This window comes from Hymenobacter sp. (assembly GCF_036388155.1).
Taxonomy (GTDB): Bacteria; Bacteroidota; Bacteroidia; order Cytophagales; family Hymenobacteraceae; genus Hymenobacter.
In genome coordinates, this window is record NZ_DASVSI010000060.1 from 28,642 (window position 1) to 48,661 (window position 20,020).

Below are 20,020 nucleotides of genomic sequence, written 5' to 3' on the forward strand. Positions count from 1 at the left end.
GAATTAGGAGTGCGTGTCGGAAAAGGAGGTGAGGCACGAAATAACATATGCCTGCTGCTCCTCGGTAAGCAACGGGTGCGCCGGGAGCGAAAGCACCGCCCCGCACAACCGCTCCGCCACCGGAAACTGCCCCGCCTGGTAGCCCAAATAGGCATAAGCCGGCTGCGCGTGCACCGGCAGCGGGTAGTACACCATGGTCGGGACGCCGCACCGTTTCAGAAAATGCTGCAGCTCGTCGCGCCGCGCGGCTTCGGGGAGGGTGATGGTGTATTGGTGAAAAACGTGGGTGCTGCGCGGGTCCCGGGCCGGGATGCGCACGCCGGGAATGGTGGCCAGCGCCGCGTCGTAGCGGGCGGCTACGGCCTGGCGGCCGGCGGTGGCCGCGGGCAAGTGCTTCAGCTTCACCCGGAGCAAGGCGGCCTGCATGGTGTCGAGGCGGGAGTTCAGGCCAATGTGCTGGTGGTGGTACTTCTGGCTCTGGCCGTGGTTGGCTAGCTGTTGGAGCAAAGCAGCGCGTTGCGAGTCGCGTGTGAATAGGGCGCCGCCATCGCCCAGGGCCCCGAGGTTTTTGGAAGGAAAGAAGGACGTAGTGCCCACTTCGCCCACGGTGCCGGCAAAAGCCACTTCGCCAGAAGCAAAGCGAAACGTGGCGCCAATGGCTTGGGCGTTGTCCTCAATCAGGGCCACGCCGGTGCGGGCGGCAATGGCCCGCAGGGCTCCCAGGTCGGCGCATTGCCCGAACAAGTGCACGGCCATGATGGCCCCCGTACGCGGGGTGATGGCCGCTTCCACGGCGGCGGGGTCGATGGCAAACGTGTTGGGAAGCACGTCGACCAACACGGGGCGCAAGCCAAGCAGGGCTGCTGCCTCCAGCGTGGCCACGTACGTGAAGGCCGGAATAATGACCTCGGCCCGAGCGGGTAGGCTTAGGCTCAATAAGGCCAGGGTAAGGGCGTCGGTACCGTTGGCGCAGGGCGTAACGTGGGCGCCGCCGAGGTAGTCGCCCAGCTCCGTTGCAAACTGCCCCACGGCCGGGCCCTGGATAAACGCCCCGCTGTGCATCACCTCGCGCAGGGCCTCGTCCAGCGCGGGCTGCAGGGCCGCGTGTTCGGCCGCCAAATCGAGCAGCAAGATGGGAGAAGGGGGAGCGGGCAGTATCAAAGCGGCTGGTGGGGCGGAAACCGCCAAATATACTGGGCAAACTTAGGCCAGTTCCCGCAGCAGCCAATGCAGCTTGAGCATGTCCAGACAGCCCAGCTTGGGCGACTTCGACAACACCTGGCGCCGGAGCGCCGGCGCGGCGGTGCCCAACGCAGCCTGTACCACGCGGGCCATACCCAGCCGGCGCAGCCGTTCCGCCGCCTGCAACAGCCGCGACCCCTCGGCACTGCCTTGCTCCCGGAACGTCAGCGCCAGATTGTGCACGGCTTGCTCGCTTTTGCTCAGGAACGTCGCGGCGGGCTCCAGCCCATTGTGCAGCACCGGGTTGTCGAAGTGGTGCACGCGCACCTGGGCCGCCGCCAGCGCCTTCCCAAATAAGGTGTCCTCGTGGCCGTAGCCGCGCAGGCTTTCGCGCAAGGGAAAAGCCCGGAAAACGTCGGCACGAATTAGCGCGTTGTTAATGCTCAGTTGGTTGTAGGGAGCTTGCTGCCGCTGCGCGGCAGCGCGGGCTTCGCGGGCGCAGCCGTAGCGCCAGCGCAGGAACAGGACGGGGTCAGTGGGCGGGGTAGCCTCGTAGCAAGTGCCGCCCACGACTACTTCTCCCAGGTTGCGCGCGGCGGCGTAGCGGGCCAAAAACTGCGCGTCGGGCAGCAGGCTGTCGTTGTCGAGCAGCAGCAGCCACTCGTGCTCCGCATCGGCCGCCATCCGGTTGCGGATGGCCGCCCGGCCGATGTTGCGGGGCAGCTTCTGATAGCGAACCAGCGGCCAGTCGGTTATCTGGGCATTGAGCAGGCGGAAGGGCAGGGTGGAGGCATCATCGAGCACATCAATGGTCACCGGACCGGGCCATGTCTCCGCCTGCTCCACCAACTGCCACACCAGTTTCGTGACGTCGCAATTAAAAACCGGAATCAGGATGGACAGTCCGCTTTGCTCGACCATTCTTGTTACATATTTGATGCTCAGCAAGCAAACAAGGTAATCTTGACTTGGTTTATGCTTGCCTGCCAAGGTTATTTACAACGGCCATACTCAGGAGGTGACCGCCCAAGTATTGGACCCGTTCCCGGGCCCCTCAGGGAGAGAAACAGGGCCCCACGGCTGAATGGTAGCGCGGCCTACCACCCGCAGTATTTCCGCCTGAAGTTGCCGAACGACCTGCGCCACGCTTACTGCGCCCGGGCCGAGTCCAGCAACTCACCGTCTTTGCAGGTTAGCACGCGGTGGGGGTATTTTTCAATCAGCTGGAAGTTGTGAGTGGCCATGAGGATGGCGGTGCCGGCGTTGTTGATTTCGCCAAACAGCTGCATGATGCTGGCCGAAACGTCGGGGTCGAGGTTACCGGTGGGTTCGTCGGCCAGCAGGAGCACGGGCTCGTTGAGCATGGCGCGGGCAATGACGACGCGCTGCTGCTCGCCGCCGGAGAGGCGGTGGGGCATGCGGTTGGCGGCCCCGTTCAGGCCCACTTGCGTGAGCACGTCGCTGATGCGCTGCTGCTTTTTGGCTTTGCCCTTCCAGCCCGTGGCGTTGAGCACGAACATCAGGTTTTCGGCCACCGTGCGGTCGGAGAGCAGCTGAAAGTCCTGGAAAACGATGCCCAGCCGGCGCCGCAGGTAGGGCACCTTGCCGGCCGGCAGCTTGGCCAACGGAAACCCGGCCACGGTGCCCATGCCGCTTTGCAGCGGTAGGTCGGCGTACAACGTTTTCAGCAGCGACGACTTGCCCGAGCCCGTGCGGCCCACCAGGTAGGCAAAAGCGCTTTTTTCTAAGGTAAACGACACTCCTTGCAGCACCGCCTGCTGCTCCTGCATTATCGTGGCATCGTGCAGCTCAATAACGTTTTCAACCACGGATTTAGCGAATTTATCGGATTTGACGGATTTTGTAGATGTCGCAGACAAGGGTGCTGCCCCGCAATTGCTTGCGGCAGCAACCAATGCGGCCCATGATTAAGGCAGCCACATGAGTTACGTCCAGGATTCGCGAAGTTAATCGTTCACAAAAGCTGTGAAATTCGCAAAATCCGAATGGCCCGAAGGACGGCGTAGCCAATAGGGGGTTTAGATGGCCAGCGGTTGAAGCTTGCCAAATTCCAGGCCGGCAATCACCGCCGCCAGCTCCGTTTCCTTGCCATCGAGGCCGTAGCGGTGCAGGTCCTTCAAGGGGCGGTCGGCCCGGAAGTAGGCAATGAGCACAAACGCCTCGTCCCGCAGCTGGATGTAGTCCGGAATTTTGGCCTTCCCTTTTACTTTGATGATGTACATCTTATTGATGTGTTAATCAGTTGATGTGCTGATGTGCCGAGTTGCGTTGCCAATGAAAGCAAGCACATCAGCACATCAAAAAATCAGCACATTAAGAATTTACCTTCTTGTGGTCGGCCAGAAACGTCGCCAAGCCCTTGTCGGTTAGGGGGTGGTTGAGCAAGCCGGTGATGACGTTGAGCGGGCAAGTGACCACGTCCGCGCCAATTTCGGCGCATTGAATCAGGTGCGGCACGTGGCGCACCGAGGCGGCCAGCACTTCGGTGGGGTAGCCGTAGTTGCTGAAAATCTGCACAATCTGCTCAATCAGCTGCAAGCCGTCGTGGCCGATGTCATCCAAGCGGCCCACGAAAGGCGACACGTACGTGGCGCCGGCCTTGGCTGCCAGCAGCGCTTGGCCCGCCGTGAAAATGAGCGTGCAGTTAGTTTTGATGCCTTTATCGGCAAAATACTTGATGGCCTTGATGCCGTCCTTAATCATGGGCACTTTCACCACGATGTTGGGGTGCAGCTCGGCCAGCTCTTCGCCTTCGCGGACGATGCCCGCGTAGTCGGTGGCAATGACTTCCGCCGACACGTCGCCGTCCACCAACTCGCAGATTTGGCGGTAGTGCGCCAGCACGTTGTCCACGCCGCTGATGCCTTCTTTGGCCATCAGGGAGGGGTTGGTGGTCACGCCGTCGAGGACGCCGAGTTCAACGGCTTCGCGGATGTCGTCGAGGTTGGCGGTGTCAATGAAGAATTTCATAGTGGGGACTTGGGGTCTTAGGTGCTTGGGAACTTGGTTTAGGTTGCGGCAGCACGGCGAAAAAACCAAGTTCCCAAGCACCTAAGACCCCAAGTCCCCAAAAAAGAGTCGGCCCCAAAGCTACTCAATGGCCCGCCAACATGCGGAACAGAGCAGCGCCGGGGCCGACTGGAAAAGACAAAAAAAGCAAGCCAAAATCGCACCGCTACAACCACCTACCCTTGCTACCTTCCGGTCCTGGGGGAGTTCAGCAGGAGCTGGTCGTTCTGACTTGCCGCTGCAAAGGTAGCACATAATCTGGGTTAGCGCAACGAAAAGCTAATTTTCGTTGCCATCACGCTCCTTAATAAAATCCATGGCAAGCTTCCCGGTGCATGGGTTCGAACTCAAAGTTGCAGGAATGACAATGCCGCAATGGGCTGGCATCAAAGACCTCCTGTAAAATGGGTTGTGTTTACCCCGAACTATGGCCCGGAAGCCAGCAATGCTGCAACCAGGCCTTCGGTGCCCGGCGCGAAAGCAGTGCCGGGCCTCTTGCTGCAAGCTGGGCACTATCGAGGGGGAAAGCCGCGCTTTATTGGGCAAAAAATGCGGTTGTCCGAAAATTCAGTGAGTAGCTTTGCGGCATGGAACGACTTATCATTCTGGATTTCGGCTCGCAATACACGCAATTGATAGCCCGGCGCATCCGCGAGCTGCACGTGTTTTGCGAAATTCACCCCTATACCCACGCCCCGAACCTCGCTTTAACGGAGGACATTCGGGGCGTTATTCTTTCTGGCTCGCCCTGCTCGGTGCGGGAGGAAGGTGCCCCCAACCCCGATTTGAGCCATTTGCTCGGCCACGTGCCGGTGCTGGGCGTGTGCTACGGCGCGCAGCTGCTGGCCCAGCAGGGCGGAGGCGAGGTGACGCCTGCTACCATTCGGGAGTACGGCCGGGCCCGCCTCGCGGAACTCAACGACGCCTCGCCGTTGCTGAACGGCATGCACGCGGGCTCGCAGGTGTGGATGTCGCACGGCGACACCATCCAAACGCTGCCGGCGGGCTACGACATCATTGCCAGCACGCCTGAAGTGGCGGTGGCGGCTTTCAAAATCGAAGGCCAGGAAACGTACGGCATCCAGTTTCACCCGGAGGTAACGCACTCCACGGAAGGCAAGCTGCTGCTGCACAACTTTGTGGTCAACATCTGCCAGTGCGCCCAAAGCTGGACGCCCGACCACTTCGTGGATTCCGCCGTGCTGGCCTTGCAGCACACCATCGGCCCCGACGACCAGGTTATCCTCGGCCTCTCGGGCGGCGTCGATTCGAGCGTAGCGGCGCTGCTGCTGCACCGCGCTATTGGCCCGCGCCTGCACGGCATTTTCGTCGATAACGGTCTGCTGCGCCAAGACGAGTTTGCCACCGTGCTCAAAGCCTACGAAGGCCTGGGCCTGAACGTGACGGGCGTGAATGCCGCCCCGGAATTCTACAAAGCACTGGAAGGCCTGAGCGACCCAGAAGCCAAGCGCAAGGCCATTGGCCGGACGTTTATCGAGGTGTTCGACCGCGAGGCGCAGAAGGTGCAGGGCGCGGCATGGCTGGCGCAGGGCACCATCTACCCCGACGTAATTGAGTCGGTGTCGGTGAAAGGGCCAGCCGTGACCATCAAGAGCCACCACAATGTGGGCGGCTTACCGGAGAAGATGAACCTGAAAATCGTGGAGCCGCTGCGCATGCTTTTCAAAGACGAAGTGCGCGAAGTAGGTGCCGCGCTCGAGCTACCGGCCGAGATTCTGAACCGCCATCCGTTCCCCGGCCCTGGCTTGGGAATCCGCATCCTCGGCGACATCACGCCCGAGAAAGTGGACCTGCTCCAGCGCGCCGATGGCGTGTTCATCAATCTGCTGAAAGAGCACGGCCTTTACAGCCAGGTATGGCAGGCCGGCGCCATGCTGCTGCCCGTGCAAAGTGTGGGCGTGATGGGTGACGAGCGCACTTACGAGCGAGTGGTGGCCCTCCGCGCCGTGACCAGCGTGGACGGCATGACCGCCGACTGGGCCCACCTGCCCTACGAATTCCTGGCCGAGGTATCGAACAAAATCATCAATCAAGTGCGGGGCATCAACCGCGTGGTGTACGACATTTCGAGCAAGCCCCCGGCTACTATTGAGTGGGAGTAGCCATTCCTGATATTTTCCGGGCATGAGGATTTCAACCGAGAAGTACTTGCTTTCGCTTAGCCATCTTCCGAGCGAAGGGCAACACATTATTGCTCATCAAGCGGAAGGCCTAGTTGTTGTTTACCAAGCCTATAAGCCAGCTATTGCGGATTTCGCAGTAAAGCATCAGTGTCTTGGCGGAACGGCTTTTAGCTACGACCGCATGTCTTGGATTAAACCCAACTTTCTGTGGATGATGTATCGCTGCGGATGGGCGACTAAGGAAAATCAAGAACGAGTGCTCGCTTTTTGGCTAGATAAAACAGCTTTCGAAGACATCTTAAGTCAAGCTGCTTTTTCGACGTTTAGTGCGGGCAACTACGAATCTGAAGAGGTCTGGAAGCGTGAATTGGCGACCAAGCAGGTGCGCTTGCAATGGGACCCAGACCACAATCCTTATGGTGCCAAAATCACTCGCCGGGCCATTCAGCTGGGGCTAAAAGGTGATATGCTGGAAAATTTTGGTAAGAGTCAGATTCGCTTGATTGAAGATGTAACCGACTTTGTGCAGCAGCAAAAGCAACATGTTGACGCCAAGGGTATTGAGCATCTGCTGGTTCCTCAAGAGCGAGTTTACTTACCAACTAACCCGGTGTTGTGCCAGAAAATCGGGCTTTCATCGACGCTTGCTTAATCACAAAGACCATGCGCTGGCATTGCCTCCAACACATGTCTGACGAAGGCCCCGGCCACGCTGCTGACTGGCTGGCTGCGCATGGCCATTCGCTCACATTTACTCACTTATTCGAGCCAAATCTAGTCTTTCCTGCTCCGGCTGAGTTCGACGGCCTGCTGATTTTGGGTGGAGCCATGAGCGTGCACGACGAAGAAAGCCTGCCGTGGCTACGGGAGGAAAAAGCATTCATCAGGGAAGCATTGCGGGCGGGCAAAATCACGCTGGCCATTTGTCTGGGCGCGCAGCTGGTGGCCGAGGCGCTAGGTGGCGAAGTGAAGCCTAACCACGAACCCGAAATCGGGTTCTGGACCGTGCGCTTTTCAGCCAAGTCGCTGGAGCATCCACTGTTGCAGGGGTGGCCGGAGAAGGCGGCTGTGCTGCACTGGCATCTGGATACCTTCACGGTGCCGCCCGGGGCCATGCGGGTGGGCATGTCGGCAGGGTGCGCCACGCAGGGCTTTGTGTGGGGCGACGGCGTGATTGGCCTGCAGTTTCACCCGGAGATGACCGTGCCCATGGTGGAGCAGCTCATGGCCTTCGAAGGGCACGAGCACGCCGAGGAACAGGAGTTCGTGCAAACGGCCGAGCAGATTCGGGCCAAGCTGAAATCGGTGTGGAAGGGGCGCAAGCTACTGGAGTCGTTGCTGGCGAATCTGGTGGCGCTGCACGAGGCAGAGCAACCGTAAGAACGGCGCCGGCGCCAAACCTTCGTTGGCTATACAACTACGACAGGCTGCTGCGCCTTACTTCTCCTCCAATAGAGCCGTGGCATTGAAGTAGTAATACGTCTTTTGCTGACGCTCCTCCCGCGAAAGAGATTGGAGAAACAGCCGAATGGATACATTTTTGTCGGCCGCGTGCAGAGCAAAATTGTTGGTTGGGAGTTCTATGGACTGCTCAGCATCGGAGCCGTGCACGCGGACCAGCGAGTCGGCGAGTGCCCCGACACCAAGGGTAAGCCGGGGTTGCCAGCGCCCATCGGCACGCAGTTGGTCGAGTAGCAGGTCGCGGCCGTGCCGCTGGGCGCGAAGCCGGAAATTGCCCGTGGTGGTGGCAACCTCGGCTACAATGTCCATGCTGGCGTCTACCGGATACCGTTGCTGTTGAACATCATCAAGCCAGTAGCGTCCTTCGCCCAAGGCATAGCCCTTGCGCTCGGTGTAGAATTCGGCGTGCTTTTCCGTTGCCACAAACTCTTGGGTTTGGTAACGTCCAACTTCTTGGATGCCAAATATGGCGAACAAACGTTCTGTTTCAGACATGCGACGCAGCCCTTCTGTTGGGTACTGCTGAGCAGCCGTGGGCTCCGTGATGGTGGCAGCAAACAACGGCTGTAGGGAGGCCACGGCGTCTCGCTGGCCAAAAAAATCGAAAATGGAGGAAATTCGTTTGCGGGCCTCGAATGGCAAGTTGGGGACGCGCTTGCCGGCGTCGTCGAGGCGGCCATTCTTCAGCAAATGGTACTGGTCGGCTAATTGACGCAGTTGGTTTAACTGGCTGCGCTGGGCCACGGCAAAAGCGCCCCACGGCCCGGCCGCCGACAGAAAGGCGACCAACGCCAAGGAAGTCGGCACCCACACAATGCCTTGCCCGCGCCGCACCAGAAAATAGATGGCCATGCCGAACAGCCACGCGGCCAGCACCAGCACAAAGTACCGTTCCTCGGTAATGCCGTAGTCCCGGACGCGGGTGCCAATGGCCACGGCCAGCAAGGCCAGCAGGGGAAACAAGGCCCGGTAGAACCACCGGGCGAAGGTGCGAATCCACGCATTCTCGGCGGAATGCCGAATGGGATGAATGAGGAGCAGTGCAAAAATACCCGCCACCGCCAAGGCCAGTATCAGCGTAGAAACCCAGCCCTTGGGCAACGTCCACAGCAGCACAATGCGGCCCATGTAGGCGTAGAGAATGCCCAGATAGAGCACCACCAGCGGCAGCAGCACGAACTGGGTGAAGAGCTTGAGCCCTTTCGGGTACGATTCGGTTGCCGCTTCCAACGCGGCAAAGTCTTCGGGCACGCCGGCCAGAAAAAACCAGGTGTTGAAGACGGTGCCCAGCACCACAAACAAGTCCGTGTAGATGTGCTCGTTCAGCTCAACGTCGAACAGGTTGGCGATGGCCAGCAGGGCCAGCGAGCAACCGACAAACAGCACGCCCGAGTACAACACGGCCGTGAGAATGCGCAGAAACAACGTCTCGTTGTAGCGCCAGAAGCCGGGCGTGTCGGCCCCGTGCCGCAGCTCGGCCAGATGGGGCGCCGCCGACACGGATAGGTGCAGCCCGACGCCCAATAGCACCAAACGCAGGCCCCACTCCAGGTTGCCCTCCGAAGGCACCAGCCAGTACCAGGTGCCCAGCAATGCCACGGCCCCGGCCTGCGCGCCCCAGCGCCACACAGCGGGCCACCGGTGCCGCTCCGCGAGCAAGGCCACGGTCAGCAGCAGCGTAAGTCCCAACCCGGCGGTTGAGAGCGCCGGGAAAAACCAGGATAGGGCTGATTTCTTCTCAAATTCGAGGTGGTTGTAGTAAATGCTGATGCCGCCGAGCACAAACCCGCACAACAGCGCAAGCGGAAAGCGCTGCCACACCCGTATGGCTCCGGTGGTGAGGCGCTGGAGGGAAGGTAACGTCATGACACGGCGGGACGGCGGTTAAAACCCTTTCGGCAACTCAATGCCCTTAATGGTCTTGTACAAGCTCAGGGCGTTCTGGTCGGTCATGCCGGCCACGAAGTCGGTGAGCAGCAGGATTTTCTCGTAAGCCGAAACGTGGGCTTGGTGGCCTTCGGCGCGGAACTGCTCGGGCAGCAGCAGGAGCAGTTTGCGGCTGCGGTGGCCCTGGCTTTCGTCAAAAATGGCGCAGAGAAAAGCGTCGAGCAAGCCACCCAGCACGTCGAAACCAGCGGCTTCGATTTCCAGCACCGGGCGGCTGCGGTAGAGCTGGTTGATGCTCAGGCGCTGCACTTCCTGCAAGTCAATCCAGCAGCTAAGCTCTTTGATGAGGGACTGGTCGTAGGTGCCGCGCAGGATGGCCGGCGCGTGCTGCCCAAACAGCGCGGCCAATTCCGCTACCAGCTTGCCGATGAGGCGGGCGCGGATGTAGCCCAGTTCTTCGCGCCAGTCGTGCCACTGCACGCTGCCCACGCGCCCGGCGGGGTCGTTGAGCATCTTTTTCAAGAGCGGCAGGCCGGTTTCGGGGGCAATGAGGCCCAGTTTCAGGCCGTCCTCAAAGTCGATGATGCGGTAGCACAGGTCGTCGGCGGCCTCGACCAGAAACGCCAGCGGGTGGCGGTGGTAGAAACCCGCGGCTGCGTCTTTGGGCAGCAAGCCCAGCTCGGTGGCCACGTGCTGGAAGCGGGCGCTTTCGGTCTGGAAATGCCCGTACTTCTTCTCGGAAGCCCCGCCGACCTTCGCGGCATCGGGTACGAGGCTGGGGCGCGGGTATTTGGTGAAGGCGCCCAGCGTGGCGTAGGTAAGGCCCAGGCCGGCGGTGCCGGTGCTGTGCGCGGCATAGGTGTGCGTGAGAATGCGAAAACCCGCCGCGTTGCCCTCAAAATGCTGCAAATCGGCTACTTCGGCCGCGGTGAGTTTGGCCATATACGGGGCCGCCGCGGCGCTGAGGAAGTAGCTGCTAATGGCGTCTTCGCCGGAATGCCCAAACGGCGGGTTGCCAATGTCGTGGGCCAGGCAGGCAGCGGCCACGATGTCGCCGCAGTCCTGGTCGAAATTGGGCAATTGCTGCGCCAAGTCGGTGTCGTTTTCCACCAGCTGGCGGGCAGCCAAGCGCCCCAATGAGCGGCCCACCACGGCCGTTTCGAGCGAGTGGGTGAGGCGGGTGTGCACGAAGTCGGTTTCGGGCAGGGGCATCACCTGGGTTTTGCGCTGCAGGCGCCGAAAGGCGGAGCTGAACACCACCCGGTCGTAGTCTTGCACAAAGGCCCCGCGGACGGGGGCGGCGCTGGGAGGCGGCAGTTGCTGGTCGGGAAAGCGGCGCTGCGAGAGCAGGCGCGGCCAGGACATGTTTGGCAATGGGTGAATGGGCGAAGGAGTGAATGGGTGAATGAGCGTAGGACTGGGAGCTAATGAGGCAGCAGCAAAACGGTGAATGGCAACTTATTCACCCATTCACTTCTTCGCCCATTCACCCATTGAGGCTATTGGGCCAGCAGCTTGTCCAGCAGCTGGAAGGGGTTGGCCTGGTTCAGGTTGAGTACGAAGCGGATGCGGTCGGTGAAGTCCTTACGGTTGGCGGGCAAGCCGTTTTGGTACTGCGAGCCGGCCACAGGCAAGTAGAGCTCGAAGAAGTCGTGCACGACGGGCACCACCACGCCGGCATCGTAGAACAGTCGCTGAGCCGGGCGGTCAGCGGCCAGCTGGCGCTCGGCCGTGGCCCCAAAGTCAGCAAAAATGCCCAGGGGCACCTTCGGCAGGTCGGCTTGCAGGTTGAGGGTGCTGAGCCATTTGCCGCTGGCCACGGGCACAAAGGCTTTGAAGGCGCCGTCGCGGTTATCGGTTTGGTGAACCTGAGCGGTGAGGGCGTCCGAAATCTGCTGGCGGTCGAGGAAGGCGGTTTGGCGGCGGTAGTCGGGGCTGCCGCTCAGGCCAAGCACGAAGATGGAATTGGTGGACTGGCTGAGGAAGCGCCCGCCAAAGAGCCGCACCGTGAGCCGCTTTTTTTCGGTGTAAAACCGCTGGTAGCGGGCCTGCGCCCGCAGAAGCAGGGCCTGTGAATTGCCAACGGTTTCGCGGTCGGGCTTGTCGTCGAACTGGTTGAGTTCGACCGCGGCGTTCCACTTGTGCAGCGCGTTGCCGCCGCGCACGCCGTACTCGCCCGTGATGATGCTGTTCACGCCCCGGTCCTGGTCGTCGATGGTGGTGAGGGCCACCTCGAACTGGTGTTGGGGCCGGTCGAAGGCCGAGTGGGGGAGGACGAAGGTGAGGCGGGGTTCCACTTTCACGTACCGCTCAAACCGTTGCAGCACCACCCCGGTCGTCACCCGCCGGCTGCCTTTCTCGGGCAGCACGTTCAGATTGAGGGAGGCGATGCCGTTCAGCTCGTTGCGGTTGAAGCTGTACATGGGCATGGCCAGGTATTGCAGCTTTTTGGTGGTGAGCAAGCTGTTGTAGAACGCGGCGCCCAGCATGAATTTGTCCGACGTATTGGCCCCCAGCACCGGCGCCCAGTTGAGCACCGCTCGGTCCCAGCGCTCTATGCTGGCCAGGGGCTTCACTTTCAGCGGCTCCCAGCGGCGGAAGTTGCCGTCGCCCAAGGCAAGGCGGTCGTCGCGGCGATTAAGCTGGGGCGTCACGTATTCAGCGTCCACCACGATGGCGGCCACGTTTTCGCGGCGGAAATCGAGCTGGCTTTCGGCGTCGTCTTCGGGGTCGCCAAAGGGCGGCGTCCAGAGCGTTTGCAGGACCTTGCCTTGCGCGTCGACCGTGGAAACCGGTACGGCCCACTGCACCGGCGAGTCGGTGCGGACCAGCACTTTCACCACGTCGCCAATCTGCTGGGTGGCAAAAATGTCGGCGTTGTACTGGCGGGTGCCGGTGAGCATTTCCCGGAAAAACCAGTCCAGCTTTTGCCCCGTGCTCTCCTCAAACACCGCTTCGAAGTCTTCGGGGTAGGGGTGCTTGAACTGCCACTTGGCGAAGTATGCCTGCATGGCCTGGTCGAATTTTTCCTGCCCCAGGTAGCCGGCCAGGTAGCGCAGCAGCGCCGCCGTCTTGAAGTACACGCTTATGCCATAGTTCCCCTGACCGAAAGCGGCCGAAGAGGGCCCCTGCACCGGCTGGTCGAGTCCGCGGCTGGCCATGGCTTGGTAGGGCGCTTGGTCAATGGCCGCCACCGGCAGGTTGTCGAGGCCGAGGGCGCGCTTCACCTTGGCCGGGGCTCTGGTCACGCTGGAGAAGCCCGCTTCCGACGCGGTGTCCCGCTCGTTCACGCGGTTTTCCACGTAGGAATTCACGCCCTCGTCCAGCCACGGAAAGTCGCGCTCGTTGCTGCCCAAAATGCCGTAAAACCAGTTGTGACCCACTTCGTGCACCACGGCCGCGGGCTGCGTCACGGTCACCATCGGGTACTCCATGCCGGAGCCGGCGCTCAAGGCGCCGTCTACGGCCGTGGCGGCGGAGTAGGGGTACTCGCCCACCCAGCGCGAATAGTACGTGAGGGCGGCGTTCACGTCCTGCAGCCCCTTCAGCCATTTCATGGGCTCCTTATTCGTGAACAGCACCCACGACGTGACGCTGCGGCCCGATGGTAGCGTGACGGCGCTTTTGAGCACGTTGTAGCGCTTATCGGCAAACCAAGCGAAGTCGTGCACGCGGTCCTGCTTGTAGCGCAGCGTTTTGGTGGTGGCATCCGAAGCCGGAAAAGCCATGCTGTTACCAAAGTCCTTGCTGGTTTTCTTCAGGGCCGTGGCGGCGGCCAGCGCGTCCAGGCGGGCGCGCTCGTCTGGGTTTTGCAGCTCGCCGGTGGCGCCCACCGTATAGTTGGTGGGTAGGGTAATGGTCACGTCGAAGGAGCCGAACTCCGAATAGAATTCGCCCTGGTCGAGGTAGGGCATGGGGTGCCAGCCGCGGCGGTCGTACACCGCCGGCTTGGGGTACCACTGCGTGATTTGGTAGCTCTGCCCCACGTGCCCAAGCCGGGAAAACGAGGCCGGAATTTTCACCCGAAACGGCGTGCTGATGGTGACGCTCGCATCGGGGGCCAGCTTTTGGGGGAGCAGCAGCTTGGCCACGTCCGGGTTGTTGGGGTCAAACTCCAGTTTGGCCGGCTGCCCGTTTACCTTGAAGTCGAGCCCGTCGATGAAGCCCCGGTCGGCCGCCTTGGCAAATTGGAATTTGCGCTTGCCGTTACGCAGCTGCTGCTTGGCAAATGCCGTGGAGTTGTCCCGGTAGGCATTGGGCCACAGGTGAAACCAAATGAACGTCAGCGCCGTGGGCGCGTGGTTGGTGTAGGTGAGCTCCTCGCGGCCCGTGAGCTGGTGGGCCTTGTCGTCGAGCGTGACGTCGATGGAGTAATTGACTTCTTGCTGGAAATAAGCCGCAGAAGTGGCGCGGGCGGGTTTGGTGGCCTGGGCCGAAGCCAGGCAGGGCAGCAGAGCCAGCAGCCCGCAGAGTAGGGGTTGACGCATACAACAGTTCGGGGCCGGGAGTAGAGCCGCACCCAGGAGGCGAAGCTACGCCGCAACCCGATACCGGGAAGCAGTTGTTACAGCAGTTTCGGGCCCGGCGGAAGGTAGCGCGGACTTTGTAGTCCGCGTCACCGCGCCGTTAAAGTCGTTCGGGTGTCCGCCGGGGACGCGGACTGCAGAATCCGCGCTACTTTCCACGGGGCCCGGCCGTAAAACTTAGCTCCTGCGTAGGCAACCGGGAACGCCGCGGCTCAGCAACAACGGTTACCAGTTATTCGGAAGCAGAAGTCCATTAGGCTTCTTCGTGCGAGCGGCCCAGCGCCCGCACGGTGCCGTAGCCAACCAGCAGGAACACGCCAAAAACCAGGGTCAGGCCCCAGGTGCCCGGGAAGCTGAACGGGTGAATAAGCCGGTTCACGATGTCGTAGAACAGGGTGAGCGGGTTGGCCAGCACGTCCCAAGAGTTGAAGCGCAGGTAGCGCCCCAGGTAAATGCCAAAGCTGCTCAGCAGCAGCGCCACCACCGCGAAAGCCCAGCCGGCGATGGGCCCCAAGCGTAGCTGCACCAGTCGCTGCATGTCGGCCAGGGAGGCATAGGCCAGCATCAGGCCGTTCCAAGCGCAGCTCAGTATCACGGCCAGGTCGTACCAGAGCGGCACCCCCGGCCGGGAGTCGAGGTGAAACAGGTCGGTGAGGATGTAAGGCGCGTTCGGGAAAAACAGCAGCCACGCCGCGCCCACCGGCACCAGGACCCGGGCGCGCAACGGCCCCCGGGCCGTGCCCAGCATGGTGCTGAGGGCAAAGGGAATCACGGCCAGGAACAGGTTCCAAATTAGGAACAGAAACGTGAACCGACCCGTCATTACCACCCGCCCCATTACCAGCACCATGCTGAGGGCCAGGGAAGCGGCCAGCACAAACACCAGCGTGAGCCGGGAACGAGAAAAGGGGAGGCTGACAAAAGAGGACTCTTGCATAAGACTAATATACGTGCGGGCTGACTAGCGGCATAGGCACCACCTACAGAAAGGACGCAGCGTTGTGCCTCAACGTTGTTTGCAAGCCTGTCGTGTGCGGACTCGAGTTAATTGGCGGGGAATGACACGAGCGTCAAAGCCACGCTACTCATCCGCTCTCCCATCAGTCGCCGCCGGCAGCGTAGCGCAGCTGGGCCTGGGTTTGGGCGTATTTGGCTTGCAGCTCGGCCAGCTTTTGCCGGGCGCCCAGCAGGCTGGCTTCGCGCGAGTTGATAAAAAACACGGTGCTTTCGCCGGCATCAAACCGAACCTGCTCGCCGTCGCGCAGGCGCTGGTAGTTGACGGTGGCTTGCTGCTGCAGCCGCAGCTGGTCGAGCAGGGCCTGCCAGTCGTTGGCAGCGGCTTGCACGGCATTGGCCACCTGGCGCTGGTCGTTGCTGAACTGGTAGCTGGCGTCGCGCAGCTTGAGCTGCACCAGCTGGCGCTTGGCCCGCTCCGTGCGCAGCAGCAGGGGCTGGGCAAAGCTCACCCCGAGCTTGTAGTTGTTGCTGGAATACCCGCCCACGAACGGCTGCGGACGGCCCTCCAGCCCAAACGGCGTGCCGGGCAGCAGCAGGTTATAATCAACGCTGAGCTTGGGCAGCAGCTTGTTCAGCGCCAGGCGATTCTCCAGGCCCAGCTGCACCTGCTTGGCGCGGGTTTTGGCCAGGTCGGGGTGGCGCTCCTGGGCCTGGGCCGTAAGGGCGGCCAAGGAGTCGGGCCGGAGCGCGCGCCAGGCCGGGGCCGGCGGCAAGGCCTGGGGCTGGGCCGTGGGCGGCAGCTCTCGGGGGCGCCCGTCGGCGTCCCAGAGGTAGCTGGAAGCCACCAGGGCAGCATTTTGCCACTGCACCCGCGCGGCCACGCGCTGCGCCTGGCGGTTTTGGAATTCCGTCAGGGCTTCCACCGAGTCGATGGCGGCCAGGTCGCCGGCCAGCACGCGCTGGCGCGTGGCAGCAAAGCGAGTGCCGGCCACTTGCTCGTTGGCCGCGAGCAGGCGCAGGCGCTGGGTAGCCAGGGCCCACTCCCAGTAGTCCTTGCTGGCGCTCAGGCGCAGCTTGTTGCGTATGGCGCGGCGTTCGGCTTCGGCCAGGTTGGTGAGGGCCTGGGCCACGCGCAGGGTCGTGCGGCGCTCGTCAATAAGCAGGCCCTGGCTCAGGGGCACGCTCAGGCCCACGTAGCTGAGGCCACCGGCCGCGGTGTACTCCTGCGGGTTTACGTAGGGGCCCACGCCGCGGTCCCAGCCGGCTTTCACGTCAACGCCAAACCAGGTGGGAATGCGCAAGGCGGTTTCCCAGTCGTGGTAGTAGTCCTTGCCTTTCAAGGCCTTGCCGTAGTACTTGGCCGACACGTTGGGGTCGAAGGCGCCGCGCGCCTGCCGGATTTCCTGCTGCGCCCGCTCGGTGTTGAGGGCTGCCTGTTTGGCAATGGGGTGAAACTGGTCGAGCAGGCTCAGGAACTCGGCGTGGGTGATGACGACCGAATCGGCGGGTGGCGCGGACTGGGCCGGTACCACCCGCGGCAGCAGGAGCAGTAGCAACGCCGCCAGCAGGCGGCCCGCCCGAACGTGCTTATTCTTCGGTTGCATTGTCAGCTTTTTTATCCGTCTTGTCCGCTTTCCCCCCCGCATAGGCTGGTGCGGTGCCCACGTAGTTGGGCGGGAAGCCGTTGATTTGCCGCCACAGCTCGTACCACACCGGCACGTCGTCGAGCAAGGCCCAGCCGTACACGCCCGAACCCACCCGCAGGGGCGCCGGCCAGGTCTCGGTTCCCGGCTCGTGCGTCACCAGAATGCGGTATTGGCCCTGCGAGTCGATGTTGTCGATGACCTGCACCACGCCGCCGAACGTGCCGAAGCTGCTGCCCGGCCAGCCCGTGAACACCAGCGCCGGCCAGCCGTCGAACTGCAGCCGCACCCGGCGGCCCACCCGCAGCAGCGGCACGTCCATGGGCTTCACGTAGAGCTCGGCGGCCAGGCGTGGGTTCGACGGCATCAGCGTCACCAAGTCTTCGCCTTCCTTCACAATCTCGCCCTGGCCTTCCTTCAGGGCCCGCACCACGTAGCCCGTTTGGGGCGCCGTGATGAAGTAGTAGCCGGCCCGGATGCTGAGGTTGGCCAGTTCGTTGCGCATTTTGGCAATTTGGCCTTCCGTGTCGAACTGGTAGCCCGTGGCCGAGCGGCGGTCGCTCTCGCTTTTGGCCAGCTTGTCGGCGTATTCGGCGTCCAATGACTGCAGCTCAATGCGGGCACTGAGCGAGTCCTGCCGCGAGGCGGCCAGCTTGTTCTGCACGGCCTGCAGCTTGGCGGCGCTTTCCTGGAATTTCAGGCGGCGCTGTTCTAGTTCCGTCAGGCTTTTCAGGCCTTGCTTGTACAGGTATTCCTGGCGTTCCTGCTGGCGCTCGGCAATGGCAAAGTCGGCACGGGCGGCCACCAGCTCGGCCCGGTCGGAGCGCACTTTCAGGTCGGCCTGGCGCACCTTGTTGCGGGCTTTGGCCAGGCTCGCGTCCAGGCCCAGGCGCAGGGCCACCTGCTGCGAGCCCAGCGCTTGGGTTTTGGCGGCGTTCTCGCGCAAGCCGGAAATCTTGGCTTCCAGCTGCTCGCGGGTGCGGGCAATCAGCTCGGGGTCGAAATACTTCTCTTTGATTTCAACGATTTCGGCCAGCGTGTCGCCTTTTTGCACCAGCTGGCCTTCCTGCACCCGCCAGGTTTTGATGCGGCCGCCAATGGTGCTGGGCACGGTTTGGGGCCGGTCTTGGGGCCGCAGCGTGGTCAGTTTGCCCGTCGAGCGGATGTTCTGCGTCCAGGGCAGGAAGCCGGCCAGCAGCACCAGCAGGCCCAGGCCCCCCGCCCACTGGGCCAGGGTGCGCCCCGCCTGGGGCGTGCGCGTCCGCAGGAAAGCGGTGAAGCGGCCCGCTTCCGGATGGGTTTCGGGATTTGGAAATTCAGCAAAGGGCATGGCGAAGAAGAGAGGTGCGAGGCTAGGCCTCGCCGGGTAACAGGGTGGTGGAAGTAAGCAACTGAGACAATGTGCGCAGGCCGGTGCGTGGGGCACACCCCAACTACACCGTCCCGAGCAGAACCCGCAATTCGGGCGTTTGGCTCACCTCGGCCCAGGGGCCGTCGGCTACTATGCGGCCTTCGGCCAGCACGGCCACGCGGGACAGCAAGGCCAGCAGCTCGGGCTGGGTGGTGCCCAGTATCACGGTCCAGGGCAGGCCGGGGGCCAGCAGGCCGGTCAGCACCCGCACCCGTTCGGCCAGCGAGGCGGCGGGCAGCAGGTGGTCGAGCAGCAGCAGCCGCGGCCGGCCCACCAAGGCCCGGGCGAGCAGGATTTTATGGGTGGTGCCGGCCCCCATGGGGTGCCCGGGGCCGACCAATGTTTGCAGGCCCGAGCGGCGCGCGTACAGGTGCTCGCGCAGGCCCGCCAGTTCCACGGCCCAGGCCGCGTCGGCAGCCGTGAGCTGGGGCTGATTGAGGGTGATGTTTTCGAGCACCGTGCCCGAGAACAAGTGCTGGTGGGCCAGGTTGTCGCCCACGGCGGCGGCCAGGGCGTCGGGGCTGAGGTCGGGCAGCGCCAGGCCCTGGTAGGCCACCTCGCCCGTGTAGCCATCGAGCAAGCCGGCCAGCAGGCGCAGCAGGGTGGTTTTGCCCGCGCCGTCGGCCCCGGCCAGGGCCAGGTGCTCGTGAGGCTTCAGCTCCAGGGTGATTCCCTGCAGGATGGGACGCGGCGAGTTGGGGTAGGCGTACGTCAGGCCGCGCAGCTCCACCGCCATGCCCGGGGTGGCTCCGGCTTTCGCCGCCGGCAGCTCTGCCTTGCCCGCCGCCGGAGCGTAAGCTTCCAAGTCCAGCACGTGGCCGATTTTGTCGATTGAAGTCAGGGCATCGTACACCACGTCGAGCTTCAGAATTACCTTTTCCACGGCGTTGATGGTGAGGATGATGACGATTTCGGCGGCCACGAACTGACCGATGTTTATTTGTTTCGAAATCAACAGCCAGCAGCCAATGCCCAGCAGCGCGGCCGTGACCAAGGTTTTGAAAGCCACGAAGCCCCAGGTTTGGGTGAGCAGCACCCGGAAGTGGGCCGCGCGGGCCCCGAGGTAGCCGTTCAGCAGGTCGTCGGTGCGGTCGAGGGCCAGGCCCTGCCGGGCCGGCAGGCGGAAGCTGCCCACGGTGCGGGCCACGTCTTCCAGCCAGGCCACCACGCGGTACTTATACTGGCTTTCCCGGATGCTGGTGGTCAGCCCTTTGGGCCCCGTGGCGGCAATGAGTCCGTACAACCCCAGCACCAGCACCAGCCCAAACGCAATGAAAATGGGGTGGTAAAAAGAGAGCAGCACCAGCCCGAACAGGATTTGCAGCGCCGCGGCCGAAAACTCGATGAGCAGCGTGGCCAGGCCCTTTTGCAGCGTGGGCACGTCGAGCAGGCGGTTCATCAGCTCGGGCAGGTACTCACCTTCTAATGTCTCGGCCCGCACCTTGGGCAGGCGCACGGCAAAGTCCAGGGTGATGCGGGCCATGAGCCGCTGCTGGATGTACTCGACCAACGACACCTGCATGATTTGCAGGGCGCCCACCAGCAGCGTGCCCAACACAATCAGGCCAATGAGCACCACCAGCGAGGTGCTGACGGCGCCGCTGCTCACAAAACCAATCACCGACTGCACCCCCAGCGGCAAGCTCAGGCTGATGATGCCGGCCAGGGCCGCGTACACGTAGAGGTAGGTGATGTCGGTGCGCTCGGCGGCCAGCAGGCGGAACAGCCGCTGAACGGGGGAAAGCGAATTAGCAGAAGCCATGAGAAAGTCTGTGTGAG

The 20,020-nt window shown here is 62.6% G+C and carries 15 protein-coding genes and 1 other RNA gene; 3 read left to right on the forward strand and 13 right to left on the reverse strand.

Annotation, left to right across the window (positions count from 1 at the left end; all coding sequences use genetic code 11):
• Positions 1-3: 3 nt before the first annotated feature.
• The 6 genes from VF629_RS08340 to ffs all read right to left on the reverse strand — a co-directional run bounded on the left by VF629_RS08340 (position 4) and on the right by ffs (position 4,450).
• Positions 4-1,161 carry a DegT/DnrJ/EryC1/StrS family aminotransferase gene (locus VF629_RS08340; protein ID WP_331058010.1) on the reverse strand — a complete coding sequence of 386 codons (1,158 nt, stop codon included), beginning with the start codon at positions 1,159-1,161 and terminating at the stop codon, positions 4-6.
• A gap of 42 nt (positions 1,162-1,203) precedes the next feature.
• Positions 1,204-2,103 carry a glycosyltransferase gene (locus tag VF629_RS08345; protein WP_331058011.1) on the reverse strand — a complete coding sequence of 300 codons (900 nt, stop codon included), beginning with the start codon at positions 2,101-2,103 and terminating at the stop codon, positions 1,204-1,206.
• Positions 2,104-2,330: 227 nt separating this feature from the next.
• On the reverse strand, positions 2,331-2,972 hold the full coding sequence (locus tag VF629_RS08350) for a cell division ATP-binding protein FtsE (RefSeq protein ID WP_331058085.1): 642 nt from the start codon (positions 2,970-2,972) through the stop codon (positions 2,331-2,333).
• Between the two features lie 249 nt (positions 2,973-3,221).
• Positions 3,222-3,425, reverse strand: a complete 204-nt coding sequence (locus VF629_RS08355; RefSeq protein ID WP_331058012.1) for a fructose-6-phosphate aldolase — start codon at positions 3,423-3,425, stop codon at positions 3,222-3,224.
• 91 nt (positions 3,426-3,516) lie between these two features.
• A complete protein-coding gene (fsa, locus tag VF629_RS08360) occupies positions 3,517-4,173 on the reverse strand; it encodes a fructose-6-phosphate aldolase (protein WP_331058013.1) in 657 nt (218 codons plus the stop codon).
• Between the two features lie 181 nt (positions 4,174-4,354).
• Positions 4,355-4,450: signal recognition particle sRNA small type (gene ffs / locus VF629_RS08365), an RNA gene on the reverse strand.
• Between the two features lie 349 nt (positions 4,451-4,799).
• On the opposite strand from ffs, the gene guaA reads away from it, so the two are divergent.
• Genes guaA through VF629_RS08380 form a run of 3 tightly spaced genes read left to right on the forward strand, consistent with a single transcriptional unit; the run spans position 4,800 to position 7,736 of the window.
• A complete protein-coding gene (gene guaA, locus VF629_RS08370) occupies positions 4,800-6,335 on the forward strand; it encodes a glutamine-hydrolyzing GMP synthase (RefSeq protein WP_331058014.1) in 1,536 nt (511 codons plus the stop codon).
• A gap of 22 nt (positions 6,336-6,357) precedes the next feature.
• A complete protein-coding gene (locus VF629_RS08375) occupies positions 6,358-7,008 on the forward strand; it encodes a DUF4291 domain-containing protein (protein ID WP_331058015.1) in 651 nt (216 codons plus the stop codon).
• Positions 7,009-7,043: 35 nt separating this feature from the next.
• On the forward strand, positions 7,044-7,736 hold the full coding sequence (locus VF629_RS08380) for a type 1 glutamine amidotransferase (protein ID WP_331058016.1): 693 nt from the start codon (positions 7,044-7,046) through the stop codon (positions 7,734-7,736).
• A gap of 57 nt (positions 7,737-7,793) precedes the next feature.
• Here the strand turns inward: VF629_RS08380 and VF629_RS08385 are convergent, their stop codons facing one another.
• The 7 genes from VF629_RS08385 to VF629_RS08415 all read right to left on the reverse strand — a co-directional run bounded on the left by VF629_RS08385 (position 7,794) and on the right by VF629_RS08415 (position 20,003).
• Positions 7,794-9,683, reverse strand: coding sequence for a DUF4153 domain-containing protein (locus tag VF629_RS08385; RefSeq protein WP_331058017.1), 1,890 nt, complete (start codon positions 9,681-9,683; stop codon positions 7,794-7,796).
• 18 nt (positions 9,684-9,701) lie between these two features.
• Complete coding sequence (gene dgt / locus VF629_RS08390; RefSeq protein ID WP_331058018.1) at positions 9,702-11,069, reverse strand: dGTP triphosphohydrolase; 1,368 nt, start codon at positions 11,067-11,069, stop codon at positions 9,702-9,704.
• 134 nt (positions 11,070-11,203) lie between these two features.
• Positions 11,204-14,191 carry a M1 family metallopeptidase gene (locus VF629_RS08395; RefSeq protein WP_331058019.1) on the reverse strand — a complete coding sequence of 996 codons (2,988 nt, stop codon included), beginning with the start codon at positions 14,189-14,191 and terminating at the stop codon, positions 11,204-11,206.
• Between the two features lie 292 nt (positions 14,192-14,483).
• The gene (locus VF629_RS08400; protein WP_331058020.1) at positions 14,484-15,167 is read right to left on the reverse strand and encodes a DUF1361 domain-containing protein; all 684 of its coding nucleotides are present in this window, start codon (positions 15,165-15,167) and stop codon (positions 14,484-14,486) included.
• A gap of 163 nt (positions 15,168-15,330) precedes the next feature.
• On the reverse strand, positions 15,331-16,791 hold the full coding sequence (locus tag VF629_RS08405) for a TolC family protein (protein ID WP_331058021.1): 1,461 nt from the start codon (positions 16,789-16,791) through the stop codon (positions 15,331-15,333).
• Positions 16,775-18,160, reverse strand: a complete 1,386-nt coding sequence (locus VF629_RS08410; protein ID WP_331058022.1) for an HlyD family secretion protein — start codon at positions 18,158-18,160, stop codon at positions 16,775-16,777. The genes VF629_RS08405 and VF629_RS08410 overlap by 17 nt, the downstream gene beginning before the upstream one ends.
• A 103-nt stretch (positions 18,161-18,263) precedes the next feature.
• On the reverse strand, positions 18,264-20,003 hold the full coding sequence (locus VF629_RS08415; RefSeq protein ID WP_331058023.1) for an ATP-binding cassette domain-containing protein: 1,740 nt from the start codon (positions 20,001-20,003) through the stop codon (positions 18,264-18,266).
• Positions 20,004-20,020: the final 17 nt, after the last annotated feature.